21 protein-coding genes are annotated in these 22,266 nt (G+C 68.1%); 17 read left to right on the top strand and 4 right to left on the bottom strand.

Features of this window, described 5'->3' with window-relative positions; all coding sequences use genetic code 11:
* The first annotated feature begins 3 nt into the window (after positions 1-3).
* The 5 genes from HD600_RS00105 to HD600_RS00085 all read left to right on the top strand — a co-directional run bounded on the left by HD600_RS00105 (position 4) and on the right by HD600_RS00085 (position 5,510).
* Positions 4-1,446 carry an aldehyde dehydrogenase family protein gene (locus HD600_RS00105; RefSeq protein ID WP_184280715.1) on the top strand — a complete coding sequence of 481 codons (1,443 nt, stop codon included), beginning with the start codon at positions 4-6 and terminating at the stop codon, positions 1,444-1,446.
* Positions 1,443-2,294 (top strand): aldehyde dehydrogenase family protein, encoded by an 852-nt coding sequence (locus tag HD600_RS00100; protein ID WP_184280713.1) that lies wholly within the window; start codon positions 1,443-1,445, stop codon positions 2,292-2,294. Before HD600_RS00105 ends, HD600_RS00100 begins: the two co-directional genes overlap by 4 nt.
* Positions 2,295-2,547: 253 nt before the next feature.
* Complete coding sequence (gene clpX / locus HD600_RS00095; RefSeq protein WP_184280711.1) at positions 2,548-3,816, top strand: ATP-dependent Clp protease ATP-binding subunit ClpX; 1,269 nt, start codon at positions 2,548-2,550, stop codon at positions 3,814-3,816.
* A 7-nt stretch (positions 3,817-3,823) separates the two neighbouring features.
* The gene (locus tag HD600_RS00090) at positions 3,824-4,369 is read left to right on the top strand and encodes an NUDIX hydrolase (protein ID WP_184280709.1); all 546 of its coding nucleotides are present in this window, start codon (positions 3,824-3,826) and stop codon (positions 4,367-4,369) included.
* Between the two features lie 34 nt (positions 4,370-4,403).
* The gene (locus tag HD600_RS00085) at positions 4,404-5,510 is read left to right on the top strand and encodes an epoxide hydrolase family protein (protein ID WP_184280707.1); all 1,107 of its coding nucleotides are present in this window, start codon (positions 4,404-4,406) and stop codon (positions 5,508-5,510) included.
* 85 nt (positions 5,511-5,595) lie between these two features.
* Here HD600_RS00085 and HD600_RS00080 read toward each other — a convergent pair whose 3' ends face one another.
* Positions 5,596-7,644 carry a M3 family metallopeptidase gene (locus HD600_RS00080; RefSeq protein WP_184280705.1) on the bottom strand — a complete coding sequence of 683 codons (2,049 nt, stop codon included), beginning with the start codon at positions 7,642-7,644 and terminating at the stop codon, positions 5,596-5,598.
* Between the two features lie 113 nt (positions 7,645-7,757).
* Between HD600_RS00080 and HD600_RS00075 the strand changes: the two genes are divergently transcribed.
* Together HD600_RS00075 and HD600_RS00070 are read left to right on the top strand one after the other, a co-directional pair.
* Positions 7,758-8,378, top strand: coding sequence for an ArsR/SmtB family transcription factor (locus tag HD600_RS00075; protein ID WP_184280703.1), 621 nt, complete (start codon positions 7,758-7,760; stop codon positions 8,376-8,378).
* Positions 8,375-8,608 carry a hypothetical protein gene (locus tag HD600_RS00070; protein WP_184280701.1) on the top strand — a complete coding sequence of 78 codons (234 nt, stop codon included), beginning with the start codon at positions 8,375-8,377 and terminating at the stop codon, positions 8,606-8,608. The genes HD600_RS00075 and HD600_RS00070 overlap by 4 nt, the downstream gene beginning before the upstream one ends.
* 8 nt (positions 8,609-8,616) lie before the next feature.
* Here the strand turns inward: HD600_RS00070 and HD600_RS00065 are convergent, their stop codons facing one another.
* Complete coding sequence (locus HD600_RS00065; protein ID WP_184280699.1) at positions 8,617-8,832, bottom strand: hypothetical protein; 216 nt, start codon at positions 8,830-8,832, stop codon at positions 8,617-8,619.
* Complete coding sequence (gene valS / locus HD600_RS00060) at positions 8,832-11,423, bottom strand: valine--tRNA ligase (RefSeq protein WP_184280697.1); 2,592 nt, start codon at positions 11,421-11,423, stop codon at positions 8,832-8,834. Before valS ends, HD600_RS00065 begins: the two co-directional genes overlap by 1 nt.
* Before the next feature lie 169 nt (positions 11,424-11,592).
* Between valS and HD600_RS00055 the strand changes: the two genes are divergently transcribed.
* The 7 genes from HD600_RS00055 (at position 11,593) to HD600_RS00025 (ending at position 19,546) form a co-directional block, all read left to right on the top strand.
* Complete coding sequence (locus HD600_RS00055; protein ID WP_184280695.1) at positions 11,593-13,212, top strand: ABC transporter substrate-binding protein; 1,620 nt, start codon at positions 11,593-11,595, stop codon at positions 13,210-13,212.
* A gap of 7 nt (positions 13,213-13,219) precedes the next feature.
* On the top strand, positions 13,220-14,176 hold the full coding sequence (locus HD600_RS00050; protein WP_184280693.1) for an ABC transporter permease subunit: 957 nt from the start codon (positions 13,220-13,222) through the stop codon (positions 14,174-14,176).
* Positions 14,173-14,985, top strand: coding sequence for an ABC transporter permease (locus tag HD600_RS00045; protein WP_184280691.1), 813 nt, complete (start codon positions 14,173-14,175; stop codon positions 14,983-14,985). The genes HD600_RS00050 and HD600_RS00045 overlap by 4 nt, the downstream gene beginning before the upstream one ends.
* The gene (locus HD600_RS00040) at positions 14,982-16,469 is read left to right on the top strand and encodes a dipeptide ABC transporter ATP-binding protein (RefSeq protein WP_184280689.1); all 1,488 of its coding nucleotides are present in this window, start codon (positions 14,982-14,984) and stop codon (positions 16,467-16,469) included. The genes HD600_RS00045 and HD600_RS00040 overlap by 4 nt, the downstream gene beginning before the upstream one ends.
* Before the next feature lie 105 nt (positions 16,470-16,574).
* A complete protein-coding gene (locus tag HD600_RS00035) occupies positions 16,575-18,302 on the top strand; it encodes a carbon starvation CstA family protein (protein ID WP_184280687.1) in 1,728 nt (575 codons plus the stop codon).
* Between the two features lie 3 nt (positions 18,303-18,305).
* The gene (locus HD600_RS00030; RefSeq protein WP_184280685.1) at positions 18,306-18,590 is read left to right on the top strand and encodes a cory-CC-star protein; all 285 of its coding nucleotides are present in this window, start codon (positions 18,306-18,308) and stop codon (positions 18,588-18,590) included.
* Positions 18,581-19,546, top strand: a complete 966-nt coding sequence (locus HD600_RS00025; RefSeq protein WP_184280683.1) for an ArsA family ATPase — start codon at positions 18,581-18,583, stop codon at positions 19,544-19,546. The genes HD600_RS00030 and HD600_RS00025 overlap by 10 nt, the downstream gene beginning before the upstream one ends.
* On the opposite strand, the gene HD600_RS00020 is transcribed toward HD600_RS00025, so the two are convergent.
* Positions 19,537-20,187 (bottom strand): pentapeptide repeat-containing protein, encoded by a 651-nt coding sequence (locus HD600_RS00020; RefSeq protein WP_184280681.1) that lies wholly within the window; start codon positions 20,185-20,187, stop codon positions 19,537-19,539. The two genes, HD600_RS00025 and HD600_RS00020, sit on opposite strands and share 10 nt — an antisense overlap.
* Before the next feature lie 39 nt (positions 20,188-20,226).
* Between HD600_RS00020 and HD600_RS00015 the strand changes: the two genes are divergently transcribed.
* From HD600_RS00015 to HD600_RS00005, 3 genes are all read left to right on the top strand, one after another.
* Positions 20,227-20,379 carry a ribbon-helix-helix domain-containing protein gene (locus HD600_RS00015; protein ID WP_184280680.1) on the top strand — a complete coding sequence of 51 codons (153 nt, stop codon included), beginning with the start codon at positions 20,227-20,229 and terminating at the stop codon, positions 20,377-20,379.
* Entirely contained in the window at positions 20,376-21,068 is a 693-nt protein-coding gene (locus HD600_RS00010; protein WP_184280678.1) for a VOC family protein, read from the top strand. The genes HD600_RS00015 and HD600_RS00010 overlap by 4 nt, the downstream gene beginning before the upstream one ends.
* A 773-nt stretch (positions 21,069-21,841) precedes the next feature.
* A partial coding sequence (locus tag HD600_RS00005) for a class I tRNA ligase family protein (RefSeq protein ID WP_184280675.1) occupies positions 21,842-22,266 on the top strand: 425 nt, incomplete at its 3' end.

The following is a 22,266-nucleotide window of genomic DNA, read 5'->3' as shown; positions in this document are numbered from 1 at the left end:
AACATGTCATTCCTGGAATATGCTCCGGCGCCCGAATCGAAGGCGATCCTGAACCTGCGCGACAGCTACGGCCTTTTCATCGACGGCGAGTTCGTCGACGGCTCCGGCAGCAGCTTCGCGACCATTTCGCCGTCGGATGAATCGCACATCGCGGAGATCGCGGGCGCATCGGACGAGGACATCGACCGCGCCGTCGCCGCCGCCCGCCGCGCCTACGACAAGGTGTGGTCGAAGATGAGCGGCCGCGACAGGGGCAAGTACCTGTTCCGCATCGCCCGCCTCGTGCAGGAGCGCGCCCGTGAGCTCGCCGTCGCGGAGAGCCTCGACAACGGCAAGCCGATCAAGGAGAGCCGCGACGTGGATGTGCCGCTCGTCGCATCCTGGTTCTTCTACTACGCAGGGTGGGCCGACAAGCTCGACTACGCAGGGCTGGGAGCCAACCCCCGCGCTCACGGCGTCGCCGGACAGATCATCCCCTGGAACTTCCCGCTGCTCATGCTCGCGTGGAAGATCGCTCCTGCCCTCGCCGCGGGCAACACCGTCGTGCTGAAGCCCGCAGAGACCACGCCGCTCACGGCGCTGATCTTCGCGGAGATCCTGCAGCAGGCCGACCTTCCGGCCGGCGTCGTGAACATCGTCACCGGCGCCGGCTCTACCGGCGCGACGCTCGTCCGCCACCCCGGCGTCGACAAGGTCGCCTTCACCGGCTCCACGGGTGTCGGCCGCGACATCGCCAAGGCCGTCGCGGGCACCGACAAGAAGGTCACCCTCGAGCTCGGAGGCAAGGCCGCCAACATCGTCTTCGACGACGCCCCGATCGATCAGGCCGTCGAGGGCATCGTCAACGGCATCTTCTTCAACCAGGGCCACGTGTGCTGCGCAGGCAGCAGACTGCTCGTACAGGAATCGATCCATGACGAGGTCATCGACCGGTTGAAGAACCGCCTGTCGACGCTGCGTCTCGGCGACCCGCTCGACAAGAACACCGACATCGGTGCGATCAACTCCGTCGCTCAGCTCGCCCGCATCCGCGAACTGAGTGACATCGGCGAGGCGGAGGGCGCCGAGCGCTGGACCGCGGACTGCGCCATCCCGGACAAGGGCTTCTGGTTCGCACCGACGATCTTCACCGGTGTCGAGGCATCCCACCGCATCGCGCGGGACGAGGTCTTCGGGCCGGTGCTCTCGGTGCTCACCTTCCGCACCCCGGCCGAGGCGATCGCGAAGGCGAACAACACGCCCTACGGATTGTCCGCCGGAATCTGGAGCGACAAGGGATCCCGCATCCTCGCCGTCGCCGACCGGCTGCGCGCCGGTGTGGTGTGGGCGAACACGTTCAACCGCTTCGACCCGTCGAGCCCGTTCGGCGGCTACAAGGAATCCGGTTACGGCCGCGAGGGCGGCCGCCACGGCCTCACCGCATACCTGAAGGGAGCTTCGGCATGAGCAAGCGACTGACTGTTCCGAAGACGTACAAGCTCGCGATCGGCGGCAAGTTCCCGCGGAGCGAATCCGGACGCACCTACGAGGTGCTCTCGCCGAAGGGCGCCTTCCTCGCCAACGCGGCGCAGGGTTCGCGCAAGGACGCGAGGGATGCCGTCGTCGCCGCGCGCGCGGCGGTCAAGGGGTGGTCGGGGGCCACAGCCTACAACCGCGGCCAGGTGCTCTACCGTGTCGCGGAGGTTCTCGAGGGACGCCGTGCACAGTTCATCGACGAGATCATGGCGCAGGAGGGCGCCTCGTCCTCCGCTGCTGCGGCGCAGGTGGACGAGGCCATCGACCTGTGGGTCTGGTACGCGGGATGGTGCGACAAGTACGCACAGGTCGCGGGCAACGCCAACCCCGTCTCGGGCCCGTACTTCAACATCTCCGTGCCGGAGCCCACCGGTGTCGTCGCGATCATCGCGCCTCAGGACTCGGCGCTGCTCGGACTCGTCTCCGTCGTCGCACCGGCACTCGTGGCCGGAAACGCGGTCGTCGTCGTGGCGAGCGAGCGGTTCCCGCTGTCAGCGATCAGCCTTGCGGAGGTGCTCGCCACAAGCGACGTGCCAGGGGGAGTGGTCAACGTCCTCACCGGCTCGCCGGCGGAGATCGCCCCGTGGCTCGCGTCGCACGCTGACGTCAACGCGCTCGACCTCGCAGGCGCCGGTGCGCTCGACTGGGTCGATCTGCAGATATCCGCGGCGGACACGCTCAAGCGGGTGCTCGCGCCGGGCGCGGTCACCGCGTCGCCGGAGCGGATCGCCGCGTTCACCGAGACGAAGACCGTCTGGCACACGAAGAGCATGATCTGACATCACCCGCTCCGTGTGATTCGCAGTATGAGAGCGCCCACGTGATCCCGTATGCGGGACTACGTGGGCGCTTTCGTGTGTGACCTGCGCCGCGCGCACACCCGCCGTGTCGAGGTCGGGGCTCCGCCGGGCCGGGCATCCGCGCGCGGTCGGCGCGATCCCTCGATTTCGTATCGACCGCCGCCAATACGCCGCAGTGTCCGAGGGAGCGGTTAGGCTCGAAGTTGTCTCTCAGGCTCCAAGGAGGATGCGCATGGCCAGAATCGGTGAAAGCGCTGACCTGTTCAAATGCTCGTTCTGCGGAAAGAGCCAGAAGCAGGTGCAGCAGCTGATCGCCGGCCCCGGCGTATACATCTGCGATGAGTGCGTCGAGCTGTGCAACGAGATCATCGAGGAGCGCATGGCGGAGTCCTCCGCCGACGGCGTCACCGAGTTCGAGCTTCCCAAGCCGCGAGAGATCTACTCGTTCCTCGAGGAGTACGTGGTCGGGCAGGAGCATGCGAAGCGCTCCTTGTCGGTGGCCGTCTACAACCACTACAAGCGGGTCCGCGCGCACGGCACGCTCCAGTTGGCCGAGCAGAAGGCCGACGAGATCGAGATCGCCAAGAGCAACATCCTGATGATCGGCCCGACGGGTTGCGGCAAGACCTACCTCGCTCAGACGCTGGCGAAGCGCCTGAACGTCCCGTTCGCCGTCGCCGATGCGACAGCTCTCACCGAGGCCGGCTATGTCGGTGAAGACGTCGAGAACATCCTCCTCAAGCTCATCCAGGCCGCCGACTACGACGTCAAGCGCGCCGAACAGGGCATCATCTACATCGACGAGATCGACAAGATCGCCCGCAAGGCGGAGAACCCGTCGATCACCCGCGACGTCTCCGGCGAGGGCGTGCAGCAGGCTCTGCTGAAGATCCTCGAGGGCACGGTCGCCTCCGTCCCGCCCCAGGGCGGTCGCAAGCACCCGCACCAGGAGTTCCTCCAGATCGACACGACGAACGTCCTGTTCATCGTCGCCGGAGCATTCGCCGGTCTGGAAGACATCGTGTCATCGCGTGTCGGCAAGCACGGGGTCGGGTTCGGCGCCCCGCTGCACGACAAGACCAAGGATCTCGACCTGTTCAGCGAGGTTCTTCCCGAAGACCTGCACAAGTTCGGTCTGATCCCCGAGTTCATCGGACGGCTCCCCGTCGTGGCATCCGTGTCGCCCCTCGACCAGACCGCACTCATCGACATCCTCACCGGGCCGCGCAACGCACTGGTGAAGCAGTACCAGCGCATGTTCGAGCTCGACGATGTGGAGCTCGACTTCGACGAGGACGCGCTCCGATCGATCGCCGACCTCGCCGTCGAGCGGAAGACCGGAGCCCGCGGCCTCCGCGCCATCCTGGAAGACGTTCTCGGTCCGATCATGTTCGAGATCCCTTCTGCGGAGGACGTGAAGAAGGTCGTCGTCACGCGCGCCTCGGTCGAGGAGGGCGCACCGCCCACCGTCGTGATGGAGCGCAAGCGCAAGAGCGCATGAGTCGTTGATGGCGGGGGAATCGATGGGGCCCGCCCCATGGGTGGTCACCGCCAGCGAGACCGTCATCGCCGATCGGTGGATCCGTCTTCGCGCTGACACCTGCATCGACGCCGCGGGGCGGACGATCGCCCCGTATTACGTTCTCGAGCCGGCCGAATGGGTGTCCGTGCTGGCGCTGACCCCTGCCGGTGACGTCGTGGTCGTCGAGGAGTACCGTCACGGGGCGGGCATCGTCGCGATCGGGACGATCGGCGGTGCCGTCGGCGAAGGCGAGACCCCTGTGCAGGCTGCGGGTAGGGAACTGCAGGAGGAGACCGGATTCGCCGCGCGTGAGATCGTCGACCTCGGAGCCACATGGGCGAACTTCGGCAATCAGACCAACCGCGTACACCACTTCCTCGCTCGCGACTGTGTGCGCGTCGCCGACCAGTCCCTCGACGAGGGCGAGACCATCAGCGTCCGGGTCACCCCGTTCGCCGATCTCGGTGAGCGACTGCAGCAGAGCTTTCACCAGCTGACCTGGTTCAAGGCGCAGGCATTCCTGAGAGGGTGACCCGAACGTCACAGGGGCGGAGTAGGTTCGGCGCATGCGACGCTTCCGGGTTTCGGTTCCTGATGCGGTTCTCGACGATCTGCGCGCGCGGCTGAAACGCGCTCGGCTCCTGCCCGACTCGCCCCGACGGCCAGAGGCGGGGATGAACGCGGCCTACCTGAGTGACCTTGTCTCGGCATGGCACGATTTCGATTGGCGGGAGCGCGAAGCGCAGCTGAACGCCGACTCGCACTTCATCGCCGACGTCGCCGGGGCGGGCATCCACTTCGTCCATCTGCGTTCCGCCCGCATCGGTGCCCCCGCCCTGCTCGTGATGCACGGCTGGCCCCATACGTTCCAGTTGCAGCTCGAGTTCGCGCACCTGCTGCCGGACTTCGACGTCATCGTGCCCAGCCTGCCCGGCTTCGCATTCTCGGAACCGTACGACGGCACCATGACCGAATCCGTCATGGCCGAACTCATGCACAGGCTGATGACGGAGACTCTCGGCTACGACCGCTACCTCACCTACGGTGAAGACGTGTCGGCGAATGTCAGCGACCTCATCGCTGCGGCGTACCCGTCGTCCGTACAAGGGATCCTCGCGACTCATGCGCACTTCGGTACGGATGCCGAACGCGCGCGCAGCACCGACCCCGCTGCGCGCGCATTCTTCGACCGCTTGGCGGCGTCAGGCGGCCCCGACGGGGCCTACGGTCACGTACAGGGGACGAGGCCGGACACTCTGGCTGCGGCGTTGAACGATTCGCCCGCCGGGCTCCTGGCGTGGATCGCGGAGAAGCTCGTCGAATGGAGCGACACCCCATCCGGCCAGCCGCATCTGCTCGAACGCCGGATCTCCCGTGAGCGCATCCTCACGGAGGCGATGTTCTACTGGGCGACGCAGAGCATCGCGACCTCTTTCCGGCCATACTTCGACGAGGGAGAGCCCGCACCGATCCCGCCGGTCGAGGTGCCGGCCGCCGTCGCGATCCAGCGCCACGAGCACGATTACCCCGAGAGCGTGGCACGGGACTTCTATCGCGATCTGCGCTCGTTCGATCGACTGAAAGAGGGTGGGCACTTCGCCGTCGCCGAAGTTCCGCACGAGATGGCGCGCCGGATGCGCGACTTCGCCCGCAGCCTCGATCTGTTGCCGTGAGAAGCGCGGTGACCCGGGCCTCGACCAGCGGTGTGCTGGTCGCGCGGGCCTCGGCGCCGCTGCGCAGGCCGTCCGATCGTGCCCGTCAGCCCAGGCCGCGGCGCTTCAGCAGTGGAGCGATGTCGGCATCACGGCCGCGGAAGTCGCGATACGCCTCGAGCGGATCCTTCGATCCGCCGACGCCGAGCAGCCGCGCGCGGAAGCGGTCACCGTTCTCTCGAGTGAGGCCGCCGTTCTCACGGAACCACTCCACGGTGTCGGCGTCGAGCACCTCGCTCCAGATGTACGAGTAGTACCCCGCGCTGTATCCGCCTGAGAAGACGTGCGCGAAGTACGTCGACGAATAGCGCGTCGGCACGGCAGGGTTGTCCAGACCGATGTCGGCGAGCGCCTCAGCCTCGAACGCGTCGACATCGGTGACGGCATCCGACGTTCCCCGTCGGTGCCACGCCTGATCAAGCCAGGCGGCTGCGAGATACTCGCTGGTGTCGTGCCCCTGATTGAACGTCTCGGACGCGCGCAGTCGCTCGACGATCGAAACATCCAGCGGTTCGCCGGTCTCATGGTGACGGGCGTAGTTGTCGAGCACCTCCGCCCACAGGATCCACATCTCGTTGACCTGGCTGGGGAACTCGACGAAGTCGCGGAAGACGTTCGTGCCGGCGAAGTGCGGGTAGTTCACCGTCGCGAACAGGCCGTGCAACGCGTGACCGAATTCGTGGAACAGAGTGGTCACCTCGTCGAGGGTCAGCAGTGTGGGCTGCCCGTCCGCGGGCTGCGCCACGTTGAGGTTGTTGACGACGACCGGGGCCGTGCCGCGGAGCGCGGACTGGCTCACGATGGGGTTCATCCACGCACCGCCACGCTTGGTGTCCCTGGTGTAGAGGTCGAGCACATACAACCCCAGTGGTGAGCCACCCGGGTTGAAGACTTCGAAGACTCTGGCGCCAGGGTGGTAGGCGACGAGGTCGTGGCGTTCGTTGAAGCTCACCCCGTAGAGCTGCGTCGCGGCGTGGAACACGCCGTCCTGGAGCACGCGCTCGGCCTCGAACCAGGGGCGCAGCGCCGCCGTGTCGATGTCGTACTTCGCCGTGCGCACCTTCTCCGTGTAGAAGGCCCAGTCGTGCGCCTCGAGTGCGAACCGCTCCGCCTCGGTCTCATCGATGATCGCCTGGAGAGCAGCCTGTTCGGTGCGGGCGTTGGATGCTGCGGCCGGTGCGAGCCGGCGCAGCAGATCGGCGACCGCGTCCGGCGTACCGGCGGTCTCGTCCGCGGTGACATAGGCGGCGTGCGAGTCGTACCCGAGGAGCGCGGCCCGCTCGGCTCGCAGAGCCACGATGTCGGTCAGGACGGCGCGATTGTCGTGCTCGTTGCCCCGCATGCCGCGAGACCGCGACGCCTCCATGATCCGGCGGCGGCTCTCGCGGCGAGTCAGGCTGGCCAGGTACGGATGCCCGGTGAAGAGCGGCAGCGTGACGAGGAACTTCCCGTCGAGCCCGCGCTCGGTCGCGGCGCGCGCAGCGGCGGACAGCTCGCCGTCGGTGAGCCCGTCGAGCTCCTCCTCGTCGTCGAATATCACGGCGAGCTCGTTCGTGTCGGCGAGCAGGTTCTTCTCGAAGGTCGTGGTGAGCGTCGACAGCATCTGGTTCAACGCTGTCAGTCGAGTCTTGTGTTCGTCGTCGAGGCCGGCGCCGGCGTGCGTCATCTCACGGTAGTGCCGCTCCACGAGGTATCGGCTCTCCACATCGAGAGCGAGCTCATCGAGCTGATCGTGCAGCGTCTTCACGCGCCAGTACAGCTGCGCGTCGAGCCGGATGGCGTCCTCGTGCGCAGCCATGAGGGGCGCGAGCTCCTCGTCGATCGCCTGGATCTGCGCAGTCGCATCGGCGGAACTGACGGTGTAGAACGCGTGCGCCACGCGGTCGAGCAGGGAGCCGGACTGTTCGAGGGGGACCATCGTGTTCTCGAAGGTCGGCATCGACCGCACGCGGGTGATGGCGGAGATCTCCGCGAGGTGCTCGTCGAACGCGGCGCGGAAGGCCGGTAGATAGTGCTCTGGACGGATCGCGGCATAGTCCGGCAGTGCGTATGGCAGATGCGGGGGAGCGAGGAGCGGATTCGCGGCGTCGTTCATCACTCGAGCCTACGACGGATGGCGGTCGCTGCCGCAGCGGCGATCCGTCGGTGCAAACAAAGGGCTGCAAAGGAATGCTTGCAAAGAAACCTTTGCAATGCTATCTTTGCGATATGAGCGAGAACGAGACGCCAGGAGCGGACGACGAACGGCGGGTTCTGGATGCCGGGGCGCTGCGGGCGCTGTCGCACCCTCTGCGCGTGCGCATCTTCGACGTCCTGGCACAGGAAGGACCGCAGACCGCCAGCACTCTGGCGGAGATCCTCGGCGAGTCCTCCGGTGCGACGAGTTACCACCTGCGTGCACTCGCCCGACACGCGCTCATCCGAGAGGTGGCCGGGGAGGGCGGTGGGCGCGAGCGCTGGTGGGAGCGACCGCCGGGCGGGATCGTCTACGACTCCCGCGCGGTGCAGGGTTCCCCGGCAGGCGAAGCCGCACTACAGGTGGCCGTGACGGAGATGCACCGTCGCCGCAACGACGATCTCATGGAGTACTTCGGCGGACGCATAGATCGGGAGCCGGAGGAATGGGTGGACGCCAGTGCGTCCTTCACCAGTGGGATCAGCATGACGCCGGAGCAGACCACTGAACTGATCCACAAGATCGAGGCGATCATCGACGAGGCCGGGCACAGGTACCGCGGCCAGAAAGGGGAGGGAGTACGCCGCGTCAGCGTGCGCGCCGACGTCTTCCCGCTCAAGAACCTCACGAACACGAAGGAGAGCTCATCATGAGCGCTGTGGCCTATGACAGCACGTTCGCCGTGCCACGGGGCGCGACGACGGTCGAGCGCTGGTCGATCCGGCTGGCGAAGGTGCTCACCCGCTGGGCGACCGAGCGGGCCGAGCGGCGTCACGAGCGTCGCGACGCGATGCTTGCCGCGATACACGCCGAGCAGGCTCATCCGACCCCGCCGCTGGCGACCGACCACCTGCTCGCGCAGGCGGGGCTGCGCCGACGCTGAGTGCGGGGTCAGTCCTGGAAGGGGCGGGCGACGACCTCACCCGATGCCGTGAGGAACACTTCCCACCCGGCGTCCAGTTCAGCGATCGGTCGACCTTCCAGCCAGGTCAGTGTCCAGTGGCCGCCGAGTCCCTGCGCCTCCACCTCGGCGATCGCCGGGAGCAGGGCGGCCGGCACGGATGCCGGTGCATCCGTGCCCGCCGCCCAACGGGTCCCCAGCTGCATCAGTTCTCCTCAGCGGGCGTCAGCTCGATCTCGGTGACGGCGAGTTCCTCGCCCTGGACGACCTCAAGCTCGGCGATGCGACCGACGGCTCGCAGGTCACCCGCTGCGGCGCGCAGCGCCTCGATCGATGCGGCAGGAGCGGTGATCACGGCGCGGGAGACCGGGGTCTTCTGGGACGCCTTCGCCTCGGTCTTCGCCCGGCGGATGCCGATCAGTGCGGCGCTGGCCGCGGAGAGCACGGAGGTGTCTCCACCGGCGAGGTCTCCGGCCGACGGCCACGCGGCGGTGTGCACCGAGCCCTCCTCGAACCAGCTCCATGCCTCTTCGGTCGCGAACGACACCACGGGGGCGAGCAGACGCAGCAGCGTCGAGAGCGCGATCCGCAGCGCAAGCGCAGCGGACGGCTGCCCGACATCGGTCTGGTCGTACGCGCGTTCCTTGACGAGCTCCAGGTAGTCGTCGCAGAACGTCCAGAAGAACGACTCGGTGACCTCGAGGGCGCGGGCGTGGTCGAACGCGTCGAACGCCTTCGTCGCCTCGGCGACGACCTCATCGAGAGCCGCGAGCATCGACGCGTCCAGCGCGTGCGTGACCTGGGCGCCCTCCGGCACAGGGAAGGACAGCACGAACTTCGCCGCGTTGAGGATCTTGATCGCCAGGCGGCGGCCGATCTTCATCTGCGTCGGGTTCTGCGGATCGAACGCGGCATCCACACCGAGGCGGCTCGACGCGGCCCAGTACCGGACGGCATCCGAGCCGTGCTTGTCGAGGATGTCCGCCGGGGTGACGACGTTGCCCTTCGACTTCGACATCTTCTTGCGGTCGGGGTCGACGATGAAGCCGGACACGGAGGCGTGCTTCCAGGGGGAGCGGCCGTCCTCGAGCGTCGAGCGCAGCATGGTCGAGAAAAGCCAGGTGCGAATGATGTCCTGGCCCTGCGGGCGGACGTCGAACGGGGCGACGAGGTTCCACAGCTCCTCGTCGCGCTGCCAGCCACCCGCGAGCTGCGGAGTGAGGGAGGACGTCGCCCACGTGTCGAGGATGTCGACCTCGGCCTCGAAGCCGCCTGCGACGCCGCGCTGATCCTCGGTGTACCCCGGCGGGACGTCCGTGGTCGGGTCGACCGGCAGTGAGGCGGCGTCGGCGAGGATGACACGGTCGTAGTCGCGCTCACCGTTCTCGTCGAGGCCGTACCAGACGGGGAGCGGGACGCCGAAGAAGCGCTGGCGGGACACGAGCCAGTCGCCGGTGAGACCGCCGACCCAGTTCTCGTAGCGCACGCGCATGAAGTCGGGGTGCCACTGCAGTTCGCGCCCGTGATCGAGGAGCTGTTCACGCAACTGTTCGTCGCGGGCACCGTTGCGGATGTACCACTGACGGGTCGACACGATCTCGAGCGGGCGGTCGCCCTTCTCGAAGAACTTCACCGCGTGGTTGAACGGCTTGGACACCTCGAGGAGCTCGCCGGTCTCCTCCAGCAGCTCCACGATGCGCTTCTTGGCACTGAAGACGGTCTTGCCGGCCAGCTCGGCGTACGCGTTCCGGCCGGCATCCGAGGCGATGACGTCGGGGACGTCGGCGATCACGCGGCCGTCGAGTCCGAGGATCGTGCGGATCGGCAGATCGAGCTCGCGCCACCAGATCATGTCGGTGACATCTCCGAAGGTGCACACCATCGCGATACCGGAACCCTTGTCCTGCTGCGCGAGATGGTGGGCGAGCACGGGGACCTCGACGTCGAACAGCGGGGTGCGCACGGTCTGGCCGAAGTAGGGCTGGTAGCGCTCGTCATCCGGGTGGGCGACGAGGGCGACGCAGGCGGCGAGGAGTTCGGGGCGCGTGGTCTCGATGTGGATGTCGCCGGACCCGTCCGTCTTATGGAACGCGATGCGGTGGTACGACGCCTGCTGGTCGCGGTCCTCCAGTTCGGCCTGCGCGATGGCGGACCGGAAGTCGACGTCCCACAGCGTCGGGGCGAGGGCCTGGTAGGCCTCACCGCGCTCGTGGTTGCGGATGAATCCGAGCTGGCTCTGGCGGATCGTCTCGTCCGAGATCGTGCGGTACGTCTGCGTCCAGTCGACGCTGAGCCCGAGCTGACGGAACACGTCCTCGAACTGCTTCTCGTCCTCGACCGTGAGGCGCTCGCACAGCTCAATGAAGTTGCGTCGGCTGATGGGCTGCTGATCGGCGGCCTTCAGGCTCTTCGCGTTGCCCTCGAACGGCGGCACGAAATCGGGGTCATAGGGGAGCGTGGGGTCGACCCGCACACCGTAGAAGTTCTGCACGCGGCGCTCGGTCGGCAGTCCGTTGTCGTCCCAGCCGATCGGATAGAAGACGCTCTTTCCGCGCATGCGCTCGTAGCGGGCCTTGACGTCGGTGTGCGTGTATGAGAACACGTGCCCGATGTGCAGCGAGCCGGATGCCGTGGGGGGAGGCGTGTCGATCGAGTAGACGCCGTCGCGGCCGGCTTCAGCGGCGCGGAGCCGGTCGAAGAGGTACGTGCCCTGCTCGGCCCACACTCCGTCCCACTTCGCCTCGAGCCCCTCGAGGACCGGCTTGTCGGGAATCTGGTTCGGTGTGGACGCGGCCATGAGAGGTCTCCTCGGGCGATGTATGCGGCACGGTGTGTACGTGCCTGAGTGTGAGTGTGTCGTCCAAGTCTAACGACACGGCACCGGCGGCCGGTGGTGTCCTATTTCGACCCCGTCCAAAAACGACGCGTAGAATGGATCCACCCCTTCCGCCTTTCTGAGGACCCGCATGCCCACTTCGCTCGTGCGCCGTATTCTGCCCATCACCGCGTTCGCCGCGGCGGCCGCCCTCCTGCTCAGCTCGTGCGCCGGCACCGCGAACGACGACGTCTCCGACGGCGGAGGGGAGCTCGTGTGGGCGATCGAGGGCGCGAACCTCGCAGCCGGCCACATGGACCCGCAGACCAGTCAGCTCGACGTGTCGAGCATGGTCCAGCGGGTCGTCCTCGACTCCCTCGTCCACCAGGAGGCCGACGGATCGTTCTCGCCGTGGCTCGCTGAGGACTGGCAGGTCTCCGACGACAGCACGACATACACGTTCGAGCTCCGCGACGACGTCACGTTCCATGACGGTGAACCCTTCGACGCGGCGGCGGTCAAGGCGAACTTCGACCGCATCGTCGCCCCCGAGACCGCCTCCGCGCAGGCGGCGAGCATGCTCGGAGCCGACTTCTACGCCGGCACGACCGTCATCGATGAGTACACCGTCGAGGTCGCCTTCACCCAGCCGTATGCACCGTTCCTGCAGGCGGCCAGCACAGCCAACCTGGGCTTCTACTCACCGAAGGCGCTGGAGCAGTCCGTCGAGCAGCTCAAGGCGGGGGGTCCGGGGATCAACGTCGGCACCGGCCCGTTCGAGCTCACCGAGTACACGCCGGATCAGGAGCTCGTCTACACCCGCAACCCCGACTACGCCTGGGGCCCGGACGGCGCCGAGGCCGCGCAGTTCGAGACGCTGCGGGTGGAGATCCTCCCCGAGGCATCCGTCCGCGCCGGTGTCCTCGAGAGCGGCGAGGCGGATCTCGCGAGCAACATCCCGCCGAACCTCGCCGTCGACCTGCCGGACACGCTGACGGTCGACTCGGTGGAGTACGCCGGACTGCCGTATTCGCTGTACCTGAACGAGGACTACGGCGTCTTCGCGGACGAGAAGGTGCGTCAGGCATTCGCGCGGGGCATCGACATCGACGCGGCAGTCGAGGAGATCTTCTTCGGACAGTTCCCCAGGGCATGGAGCATCCTCGGGGCGACCACCCCGGGATACGACCCCGACCTCGAGGGCAGTTGGCCGTTCGACCCTGACGCCGCAGAGGCGCTGCTGGATGAGGCGGGGTGGACCGACCGCGACAGCGACGGCGTCCGGATGAAGGACGGCGAGCGCCTGTCCGTGCGCTGGATCGCCTGGACTCCGGTTCCCGACGACCGCGCCGCCCTCGGCAACGCGATCCAGTCGGATCTCGCCGACATCGGATTCGAGGTCGTCCGAGAGGTCCTGGAACCCGGGGCGTACAACGAGCAGTACGGCCCGAAGACGTTCGACCTCACGGACTGGGGCTTCTCGGGCGTCGATGCCGACCTGCTGCGCAGCCACCTGCACACCGATGGGTTCCAGAACGCCTCGCAGGTGAGCGATCCCGAGATCGATGCGCTGCTCGAGCAGGGCATCTCCGTCAGCGATCCGGACGATCGTGCGGCGATCTACCGACAGTTGCAGCAGTGGAACGCCGAGTACACAGCGATCGTGCCGCTCTACAGCCCGTCGTTGATCACGGCATCGGGTGACACCGTGTCCGGGCTCGAGTACGACCTGTACGGTCGTCCGCTGTTCTACCGGGTCGCGCTCGACTGACCCGGTCGTGAAACCAGTCCTCATCCGGGTCGCATCCGTCGCGGCATCCGTCGTCATCGTCCTGTGGGGCGCGGCGACCCTCGCCTTCCTCGCGTTCCGTGTCATCCCCGGCGACCCCGTCTCCGTGATGCTCGGGCCGCAGGCGCAGGTGAGCGACGCGGTCAAGGACGGCATCCGGGCCGAGCTCGGGCTGGATCGCCCACCGCTGGAGCAGTACGCGGCGTACCTCGCTCAGCTCGTGCGGGGTGATCTTGGGGAGTCGTATCAGTTGCGGATGCCGGTCGCCGAGGTGATCGGTCGCCAGCTGGGCGCCACGCTGCAGCTGACGGCGGCCGCGTTGGCGATCGCCATCGTGCTCGCGCTCGCCGGAGCCCTCCTCATCCGCGGACAGGTGTCGCGGGGCGTGCTCGCCGCAGCCGAGCTGGTCGTCCTTTCCTCACCGGTCTTCTGGATCGGCCTGCTGCTGCTGAGCGTCTTCGCGTTCGGGCTCGGTTGGTTCCCCGTCTCGGGCACGCGGAACCCTGCGACGATCGTGCTCCCCGCCGTGACGCTCGCCCTCCCCGTCGCCGCTCTTCTCGGGCAGGTGCTCCGCGACGGCATCGAGGCGGCCGAGAGGCAGCCGTTCGCGACCACCGTCCGTGCTCGAGGAGCAGGCCCCGTCCGGCTGACGGCGCGTCACACCCTCCGGCACGGCGCAGCGGGGGCGCTCACGCTGACCGCCTACCTCGTCGGGTCGCTGCTGGGTGGCGCCGTGCTCGTCGAGACCGTGTTCGCCCGCCCCGGGATCGGGCGGGTGACACTTGCCGCCATCACCGACAGGGACCTGCCGGTGATCACCGGCATCATCCTGCTGAGCGCCCTGATCTTCGTCACCGTCAACGTGGTCGTCGAGCTCGTGCATCTGCTGATCGACCCACGACAGCGCCGCGCCGCCCGCGTCGTGCCAGAGCGAGTACCGCAATGAGCGTCTCCCGCCGGATCGTGCTCGGCCTCGCACTCCTCGTCCTCGCTGTGATCGCGGCCATGGCGCTCTTCCCGCACGTGATCGCCCCGGCGGACCCGCTCCGGGTGGACGTGCGCGCCGCGCTCGAGCCGCCGAGCGCTGCGCATCTCTTCGGCACCGACCAGAGCGGGCGCGACGTGTTCTCGAGGGTCGTCCACGGGGCGGGGCGTTCGGTGGGGATCGGCGTCCTCGCCACAGCGCTCGCGCTCGTTCTCGGGCTGATCATCGGATCCCTGTCCGCCGTCGCGCCGCGCCCCGTCGACGCGGTCGCGATGCGGATCACGGACGTGCTGATGGCGTTCCCCGAGTTCCTCGTCGCGCTCGTCGTCGTCGCGATCCTCGGACCGGGCCCGGCGAACGTCGCCGTGGCAGTGACGATCGCCGCCATACCGGTGTACGTCCGGCTCGCACGCGTGCAGACGCGGACATTCGCGCTCGCCGAGCACGTCGAAGCCGCGAAGATCCTCGGGGTGCCGCCTCTGCAGGCGTTCACCCGGCACGTGATCCCCGGGGTGATCGGCTCGCTCAGCGTCCTGGCGACCATCGGGATCGGGACGAGCATCCTCGCCGTCGCCGGTCTCAGCTTCCTCGGACTCGGACCCGTCGAGCCGGTGCCGGAGTGGGGTCTCATGCTCTCCGGCGGCCGCAACGTGCTGGGTTCGGCGTGGTGGATCTCGGTGTTCCCCGGCCTCGCGATCACCCTGACCGTGATCTCGGCCACCGTGGTCGGCCGGGCCCTGCGGGCGAGGGCCGAAGGGAGAACCTCATGACGGTACTGCGCGTAGAGGATCTGTCGATCGCCATCGGAGCGCGGGTGCTCGTCGACGGGGTGTCGTTCGACGTCGCGCCCGGCGAGTGCGTCGCCCTGGTCGGCGAATCCGGAGCGGGCAAGTCGCTGACAGCGTCGGCGCTGCTCGGACTGACCCCCTCAACCGCGCAGGTGAGTGCTCGCGCGCTCGACATCGACGGGGTCGATCTCCGTCGTGCGTCGGAACGACAGTGGCGAGGAATCCGCGGGTCTCGTGTCGCGCTCGTCTCACAGGACGCCCTGGTCTCTCTCGACCCTCTCCGCCGGATCGGCGCCGAGGTGGCGGAGCCGCTCGAGATCCACACGCGCCAGAGCGCGGCCGAGCGACGTGCGAAGGTGCACGAGCTGCTGCGATCGGTCGGGATGCCGTCACCGCACTCCCGCGCCGCCCAGTACCCGCACGAGCTCAGCGGCGGGCTCCGGCAGCGCGCCCTGATCGCCTCTGCGCTCGCGGCCGCGCCCGCAGTCCTCGTCGCGGACGAACCGACGACCGCGCTCGATGCGACCGTGCAGGCTCGCGTACTGGCACTGCTGCGTGAGATCGCGGATGCCGGCACCGCCGTGGTCTTCATCAGTCACGACTTCGCCGCCGTGCGCCGGGTGGCCGATCGGGTGCTCGTGATGCGCTCAGGACGGGTGATCGAAGAGGGCTCGACGAGCGAGGTCCTCGATGCTCCGGCCGACCCCTACACGCGCGCGCTCATCGCCGCGACGGCGCATGAGCCCCGAGCCGCACGACTCGACGAGGGGGCGGCGGTGCTGACCGCGGTCGACGTCTCCAAGAGCTTCTCCGGCACGCCGGCCGTCCGCGGCGCCTCCTTCACCGTGCGCGGAGGACGGACACTGGGCGTGGTCGGAGAGTCGGGTTCGGGGAAGACGACGCTCGCACGGATGATCGTCGGGGTGGAGCGCCCGGACGCCGGGGATCTGCGGTGGCCGGGAGCCCACAGGGTGCAGCTCGTCCACCAGAACCCGTTGGGAGCGTTCGACCCGCGGTGGACGGTGGGGCGCTCGCTGCGGGAAGCGCTCGCCGCCGGTGGAGTCGCACGGTCGGAGCGGGACGCGGGGGTCAGCGCGCTCCTGGCGGAGGTGGGCCTGGATGCCGAGCTCGCCGGACGGCGTCCGGCGCAGCTGTCGGGAGGTCAGCGTCAACGCGCGGCGATCGCTCGCGCGCTCGCCGCGGAACCGGACATCCTCGTGCTCGACGAACCGGTCTCCGCACTGGATCCCTCCGTCCGAGAGCGGGTGCTGCAGCTCCTCGGTCGGCTGCAGCGCGACCGCGGCCTCACGATGATCTTCGTCTCGCACGACCTCGATGTGGTCGCGGCCGTCGCCGATGAGGTGCTCGTGATGCAGGACGGCGTGATCGTGGAGCAGGGGCCGGTGGCGGGGGTCTTCGACGACCCGCAGCATCCGTTCACCCAGGAGCTGCTCGCGGCGCGGTGAGGCCCGCCGACACCCCGAGCCTCCTCGCTCAGCGTTCTTTCAGGTTTGCTACGGTGGGGCACCACATGGCGACGGAGCTGTCGTCATGAGAGAGGAAGATCGCCCATGAGTCCTGTCCTACTGATGCTCATCGGCCTCGCTCTGTTCGTGTTCGGATACCTCGTGTACTCGAGGTACCTGGCCAAACGGGTGTACCGGCTCGACGCGTCGTACACGACGCCTGCGCACGAACTCAGAGACGGTGTGGATTACATGCCGACGAACAAGTTCATCCTGTGGGGGCACCATTTCACTTCTGTTGCCGGGGCGGCCCCGATCGTCGGGCCGGCCATCGCCGTCATCTGGGGATGGCTCCCTGCCTTCCTGTGGGTGACGCTCGGAACGGTCTTCTTCGCGGGGATGCATGACTTCGGCGCCCTGTGGGCGTCGACGCGCAACAAGGGCCGATCGATCGGTGCACTCTCCGCGCGCTACATCGGCAAACGTGGCGCCAACCTGTTCCTCGTCGTGATCTTCCTCCTGCTGCTCATGGTGATCGCAGCATTCGCGGTCGTCATCAAGAACCTGCTCATCAGCACTCCTTCCGCTGTGATCCCGACCTGGGGCGCGATCATCGTGGCGCTGCTCGTGGGGGTCGCGGTCTACCGCCTTCGCTGGCCCCTGCTCCCGGTGACCATCGTCGGTGTCGCGGCGCTCTACGCGTTGATCGTGCTCGGCGACCAGATGCCCGTCGTGCTGCCTGACGACTTCCTCGGCATGGGCCCGGCCACCTTCTGGATCCTCGCGCTGTTCGTCTACGGTGCTATTGCGTCGCTTCTTCCGGTCTGGGTGCTGCTCCAGCCGCGCGACTACATCAACGGGGTCCAACTCTTCGTCGGTCTCGGTCTGCTCTACGGTGCTGTCCTGATCGGCACGCTGTTCGCGGCCGACAAGCCGGAGATCGTCGCGCCGATGATCAACACGGCGCTGCCGGAAGGCACACCGAGCATGATCCCGCTGCTGTTCGTCACCATTGCCTGCGGTGCCATCTCCGGCTTCCATGGCATGGTCTCCTCGGGAACGAGCTCGAAGCAGCTCGACAAGGAGACCGACGCGCGCTTCGTCGGTTACTTCGGTGCGGTCGGCGAGGGTCTGCTGTCGCTCGGCACGATCCTCGCCGTGATCGGCGGGTTCCGCACGGTCGCCGAATGGGAAGAGGTCTACAGCTCCTTCGGAGCCGGCGGCGTCGGCGCGTTCGTGCAGGGCGGTGGGGCGCTGCTGGAGAACGGAATCGGCCTGCCGGCATCCCTCAGTGCGACCGTACTCGCGACGATGGCGGTGCTGTTCGCGGCGACGACCATGGACACCGGCATGCGCCTGCTGCGTTTCGTCGTCCAGGAGATCGGCGACGCCGTGCACGTGAAGATCCCGAAGGTCGCCGCGACGCTCGTGGTGGTGGTCGTCGGCCTCGGCCTGACCTTCTCGCAGGGGCTCGGGGGAGACGGCGGACTGCGTATCTGGCCGCTGTTCGGCACGACGAACCAGCTGCTGGCCGCGCTGACACTGTCGATCCTCACCGTGATGCTGATCCGGAAGCGCCGCAACATCCTGCCGGCACTGCTCCCGCTGATCTTCGTCTTCGTGATGTCGTTCTGGGCGGCCCTCGAACAGCTCTTCTCCTTCACGAACCCGTCAGAGCCGGACTGGTTGTTGTTCGCACTCGATGTGATCATCATCGTCGCGAGCGTCTGGGTCGCCATCGAGGCGGTGATCGCCATGCGCAAGGCCGCGGCGTCCCCGCCGGAGCCCGAGGACGAGGATGCCGGGATCCAGGCGGTGCGCGAGGAGGTCTGACACGTGACGCATCGGACGGCGGCCCCGCGCTTAGCGCGGCGCTGGGCCGCCTTCCGCGCCGGGCTGAACGAGTATTACGCCGGTCCCTACCGGCAGGCGCTCGCTCGAGAACGACGCGATGAGGACGACCTGTTCACGCTCGTCGTGCTCGGGGAAGCGCTGGGCGTGCCAGACCCGGCCGCGTACTACAGCGCAGAGCTCATGCCGCTCCTCGCCGAGGAGTTCCATGCCTGGCACCGACGGATGGGCATGCCGCGATCACCGCTGGACCAGATGACATGCTGCTGACGGACCCGGAACGCCGACTGCTGTTCGTCGGCGGCAAGGGCGGGGTGGGCAAGACCTCGCTCGCCTCGGCGATCGCGCTCGCGCGTGCGCGTCAGGGAGCTCGCGTGCTCGTCGTGTCGACGGACCCGGCGCACAACCTCGGCCATCTGTGGGAGCGAGAGGTGGGGGACGAGCCGGTCCGCCTAGCCACACCCGTCGGTGGCGCGGTCGACGGCGTGGAGATCGACCCTGACCGGACGATCGATCGTCATCTCGCCGCCGTCGAGCAGACGATGCTGCGACTGCTTCCCGAGAGACAGCATGCGCAGGCGCGTGAGCATCTCGCGCGTGCCAGGCTCGCGCCGGGCAGTCACGAATCCGCCGTCCTCGAGCGGATCGCCGAGGCCGCAGAACTCGGCGGAAGAGACTACGACCTCGTCGTGTTCGACACGGCACCCTCCGGGCACACGCTGCGTCTGCTGGCGCTGCCCGGCCAGCTCGCCGGGTGGACGGACACGTTGCTGCGCAATCGCGATCGCTCGGAACGCTTCTCCGCGGCGATGCGGGGCCTCACCGGACGCGGCGACCCCGAGCGATCGACGGAAGCGGAGTTGCGCCGCACGCTGCAGCGGCGCAGGGAACGATTCGTGGGCCTGCAGGCGGCGGTCACGGACGACCGAGCGAGCGGGTTCGTCGTCGCGTTCACGGCGGAGGCGCTTCCCGTGGCCGAGACACTCGAGGTGGTCGCTGCGCTGGGCGGCATGGACGTGCGCGTCACCGCTCTCATCGCGAACCGGCGCTCTCCCGCCGATGGTGGCGACATCCTGCGCGCGAGGCGCACTGTCGAGGACCGGCACCTCGCGAAGGTGCGGACATCCGTCCCCGGCATCCCAGTGATCGAGGTGCCGTTGATGAAGGGCGAACTCACCGGGGCTGATGCACTGGGGGAGCTCGCCGAGCTACTCGTTCAGTCCTGAACGTGGATGCCGACACCTGCGGCGAGGGCGGGGGCGAGCAACTGAACCTGCTCATGGGAGAGAGTGACGCCTCGGAGCCCGTTGGTGTCGATGTAGGCGGCGGCGTCGAGCCCGCGCAGGTCGACGTCCTTCGCGCGGAGGCCACGGGGATCCACCTCGCCGCTGCGGCAGTCATCGAAGCGGGCGCGGGTCAGTTGGGCCTGGGGCATGTCGAGGGTACGGATGCTGCATCCGCTGAACAGCAGGTCCGTGCCCTTCGCCGCCCCGAGGTTGAGGTAGTCGACGCGGACGTCGATCAGAGCGAGCTCGTCGATGCGCGTCGTGCTGAGGTCGAGCGTGCCCATGCGGCCACCGGTGATCCGCACACGGCGGATGTTCGCGTCGCGCAGCGAGAGGGACGCGACGCGCATGTCGTTCGCGTCGACGTCCAGCAGTGTCGCCCCGCGGAGATCGACGGCATCGGCATCCGCGGTGATGGTGCACTGCTCGAGGGTGGCATGCGCGAGATCCGCGATGCCGGTCAGGGAGAGGCGTGCCGCGATGAGATCGACAGCGCGGCCGGGGTCGGCGGGTGCGAGGACAGGCGGCAGATCGGGTGGAGAGACCCGCGGCGCGGCGGGGGACTGCGAAGCTCGAGCCATCTCTTGATCCTACGCGGATGCCGATGCTAAATTGCTAGCATGCAAGCAGATGCGAAGCCGAAGGTGCAGTTCAACGTGTATCTCCCGCCCGACCTCGTGCGGGAGGTCAAGCATCGCGCGATCGACGAGGGGGCGAGCCTCTCCGCGCTGGTCGAGAAGGCCTTGCGTGCCTACCTGGAGGTGCCGTCATGACCGTCGTGCAGCAGATCTTGTACACCGCCGAGCCTGAGCGGTGGTGGACGCTCGCCGAGGCGCTCGGCTTCGTGGCGCCGTTCGAACCGACGGCCGAATGGGCGGAGTTCCACGCCGACGGAGTGCTGGCCGTCCACGGCGTCACGGAGCAGCATCCTGCGGGAACCGTCGACATCCACCTCATCGTGCCGGAGCTGGATGCCGCGGCATCCGCCCTCGACGGGTTCGCGACGCAGCGGCTCGTCATGGACGGCGTGGGGGAGATGCTCCTCGTGCGGCCGGCATCCGGGATCGCGGTGTCGGTGTCCGAGGGGGCGGTGCAGCGCGGCATCGGTGACATCGCCGTGCAGCCGATCTGGTTCCAGCCCGAGCTCGACGAGCCGCGTGCGATCCTCGATGCGCTCGGATTCCGGGCGGGCGTCGCAGCCGACAGGGGCGGCTGGGTGGAGATGCTGTGCGACGGCGGGTCGATCGGGCTGCACGAGGGCGAGGCGCGGATCGGACTGTCCTTCGAGGCGCGCGGCGATCTCGACGCGCTTGCCGCGCGGTTGCGTGACGCCGGCTTCGCGGCCTCCGTCGTCGATGAGGCGTTCGCGCGAACGATCCGTCTCCCCGATCCCGACGGCGGCGCGGAGATCTGGATCAACGGCGTGCAGGACGACCTGCACGGCTACCACCGCGAGGGATGATGCGCACGGAACTCGCAGAACAGCACTGATCTCCCAGAGATCTCGCGAATGCCTGCGAGATCTGGGCGATTCTGCGAGATTCCGGCGAGCAGCGACTCGTTCTGCACCGGCACGTGAAGCGGCCCAGCGCGCACTGATCGCGGTTGCGCAAGGCTGCGAGCGGATGCGACGGCGCAAGGCTGATGCGCATGTCCTCGGGCCTCCGCTCGCAGCTGGCAGACGCGGTCGCCGTCCGCGGTGGCGTCGCGCGCACGGCGGACATGCGCGAGCTCGGCTTCCGCCGCACGGCGTTCGAGACCGCGGTCGCGGAGGGCGAGCTCGTGCGGATCCGCCAGGGATGGTTGGCCTCTCCCGACGCCGATCCATTGCTCGTCGTTCGAATGGCCGCTCGTGCAGGACCTCATCATGCGCGCCGTGGCGCAGGGTCTGCACGCCGCCTGAGCCTGCTCAGATCTCGCAGAACAGCACGGTTCACGCAGAGACAGGGCAGATGCCTGCGAGATGCGTGCCGTTCTGCGGGATTCGTGCGGCGCACACGCGGCCCCACGAGAGAGCGGATGCCGCGTACAATGGACGCACCAGCATCGATCCGGCCATCACCGGGGAGCTCTCGGAAGAACGGTCCGTGTGACCCAGTAGAACCGAGCGGGGCAGGCCCGTCATCGCCGCAGTGAGAGGGGCAGCGCCGTGAGGCGCGGCACGCGAGGTGGTACCGCGGTCCTGTACAGGGTCGTCCTCGCAGCAGCATCCGCCCACGATCTCTGCGAGACACGATGACCTATCCCCGCACCTCCGCCTTCGGCCCCGCCGCTTCGACCTCCTCCGTCGCCGCCAGCCCGCGGTTCCCCGAGATCGAGAAGGACGTCCTCGAGTTCTGGAAGCAGGACGACACCTTCCGCGCCTCCATCGCCCAGCGCGAGGATGCCGATGAGTGGGTCTTCTACGACGGCCCTCCGTTCGCCAACGGACTGCCCCACTACGGGCACCTGCTCACCGGGTACGCGAAGGACCTCTTCCCGCGCTTCCAGACCATGCGCGGCAAGAAGGTCGACCGCGTCTTCGGCTGGGACACCCACGGTCTTCCCGCCGAACTCGAGGCGATGAAGCAGCTCGGGATCACCGAGAAGAGCGAGATCGAGGACATGGGCATCGATGTCTTCAACGGGAAGGCGCGCGAGTCCGTCCTCGCCTACACCGA

It is taken from the genome of Microbacterium ginsengiterrae (assembly GCF_014205075.1).
Lineage (GTDB): Bacteria > Actinomycetota > Actinomycetes > Actinomycetales > Microbacteriaceae > Microbacterium > Microbacterium ginsengiterrae.
Note: the sequence above shows the minus strand (reverse complement) of the source record. Positions and strands in the feature narration are given on the sequence as shown.

Bases quoted from the DNA above. Each gene is read 5' to 3' on its own strand.
- HD600_RS00105 (WP_184280715.1), top strand. From the start codon at position 4: ATGTCATTCCTGGAATATGCTCCGGCGCCCGAATCGAAGGCGATCCTG.
- HD600_RS00100 (WP_184280713.1), top strand. From the start codon at position 1,443: ATGAGCAAGCGACTGACTGTTCCGAAGACGTACAAGCTCGCGATCGGC.
- clpX (WP_184280711.1), top strand. From the start codon at position 2,548: ATGGCCAGAATCGGTGAAAGCGCTGACCTGTTCAAATGCTCGTTCTGC.
- HD600_RS00090 (WP_184280709.1), top strand. From the start codon at position 3,824: ATGGCGGGGGAATCGATGGGGCCCGCCCCATGGGTGGTCACCGCCAGC.
- HD600_RS00085 (WP_184280707.1), top strand. From the start codon at position 4,404: ATGCGACGCTTCCGGGTTTCGGTTCCTGATGCGGTTCTCGACGATCTG.
- HD600_RS00080 (WP_184280705.1), bottom strand. From the start codon at position 7,644: ATGAACGACGCCGCGAATCCGCTCCTCGCTCCCCCGCATCTGCCATAC.
- HD600_RS00075 (WP_184280703.1), top strand. From the start codon at position 7,758: ATGAGCGAGAACGAGACGCCAGGAGCGGACGACGAACGGCGGGTTCTG.
- HD600_RS00070 (WP_184280701.1), top strand. From the start codon at position 8,375: ATGAGCGCTGTGGCCTATGACAGCACGTTCGCCGTGCCACGGGGCGCG.
- HD600_RS00065 (WP_184280699.1), bottom strand. From the start codon at position 8,832: ATGCAGCTGGGGACCCGTTGGGCGGCGGGCACGGATGCACCGGCATCC.
- valS (WP_184280697.1), bottom strand. From the start codon at position 11,423: ATGGCCGCGTCCACACCGAACCAGATTCCCGACAAGCCGGTCCTCGAG.
- HD600_RS00055 (WP_184280695.1), top strand. From the start codon at position 11,593: ATGCCCACTTCGCTCGTGCGCCGTATTCTGCCCATCACCGCGTTCGCC.
- HD600_RS00045 (WP_184280691.1), top strand. From the start codon at position 14,173: ATGAGCGTCTCCCGCCGGATCGTGCTCGGCCTCGCACTCCTCGTCCTC.
- HD600_RS00040 (WP_184280689.1), top strand. From the start codon at position 14,982: ATGACGGTACTGCGCGTAGAGGATCTGTCGATCGCCATCGGAGCGCGG.
- HD600_RS00035 (WP_184280687.1), top strand. From the start codon at position 16,575: ATGAGTCCTGTCCTACTGATGCTCATCGGCCTCGCTCTGTTCGTGTTC.
- HD600_RS00025 (WP_184280683.1), top strand. From the start codon at position 18,581: ATGCTGCTGACGGACCCGGAACGCCGACTGCTGTTCGTCGGCGGCAAG.
- HD600_RS00020 (WP_184280681.1), bottom strand. From the start codon at position 20,187: ATGGCTCGAGCTTCGCAGTCCCCCGCCGCGCCGCGGGTCTCTCCACCC.
- HD600_RS00015 (WP_184280680.1), top strand. From the start codon at position 20,227: ATGCAAGCAGATGCGAAGCCGAAGGTGCAGTTCAACGTGTATCTCCCG.
- HD600_RS00010 (WP_184280678.1), top strand. From the start codon at position 20,376: ATGACCGTCGTGCAGCAGATCTTGTACACCGCCGAGCCTGAGCGGTGG.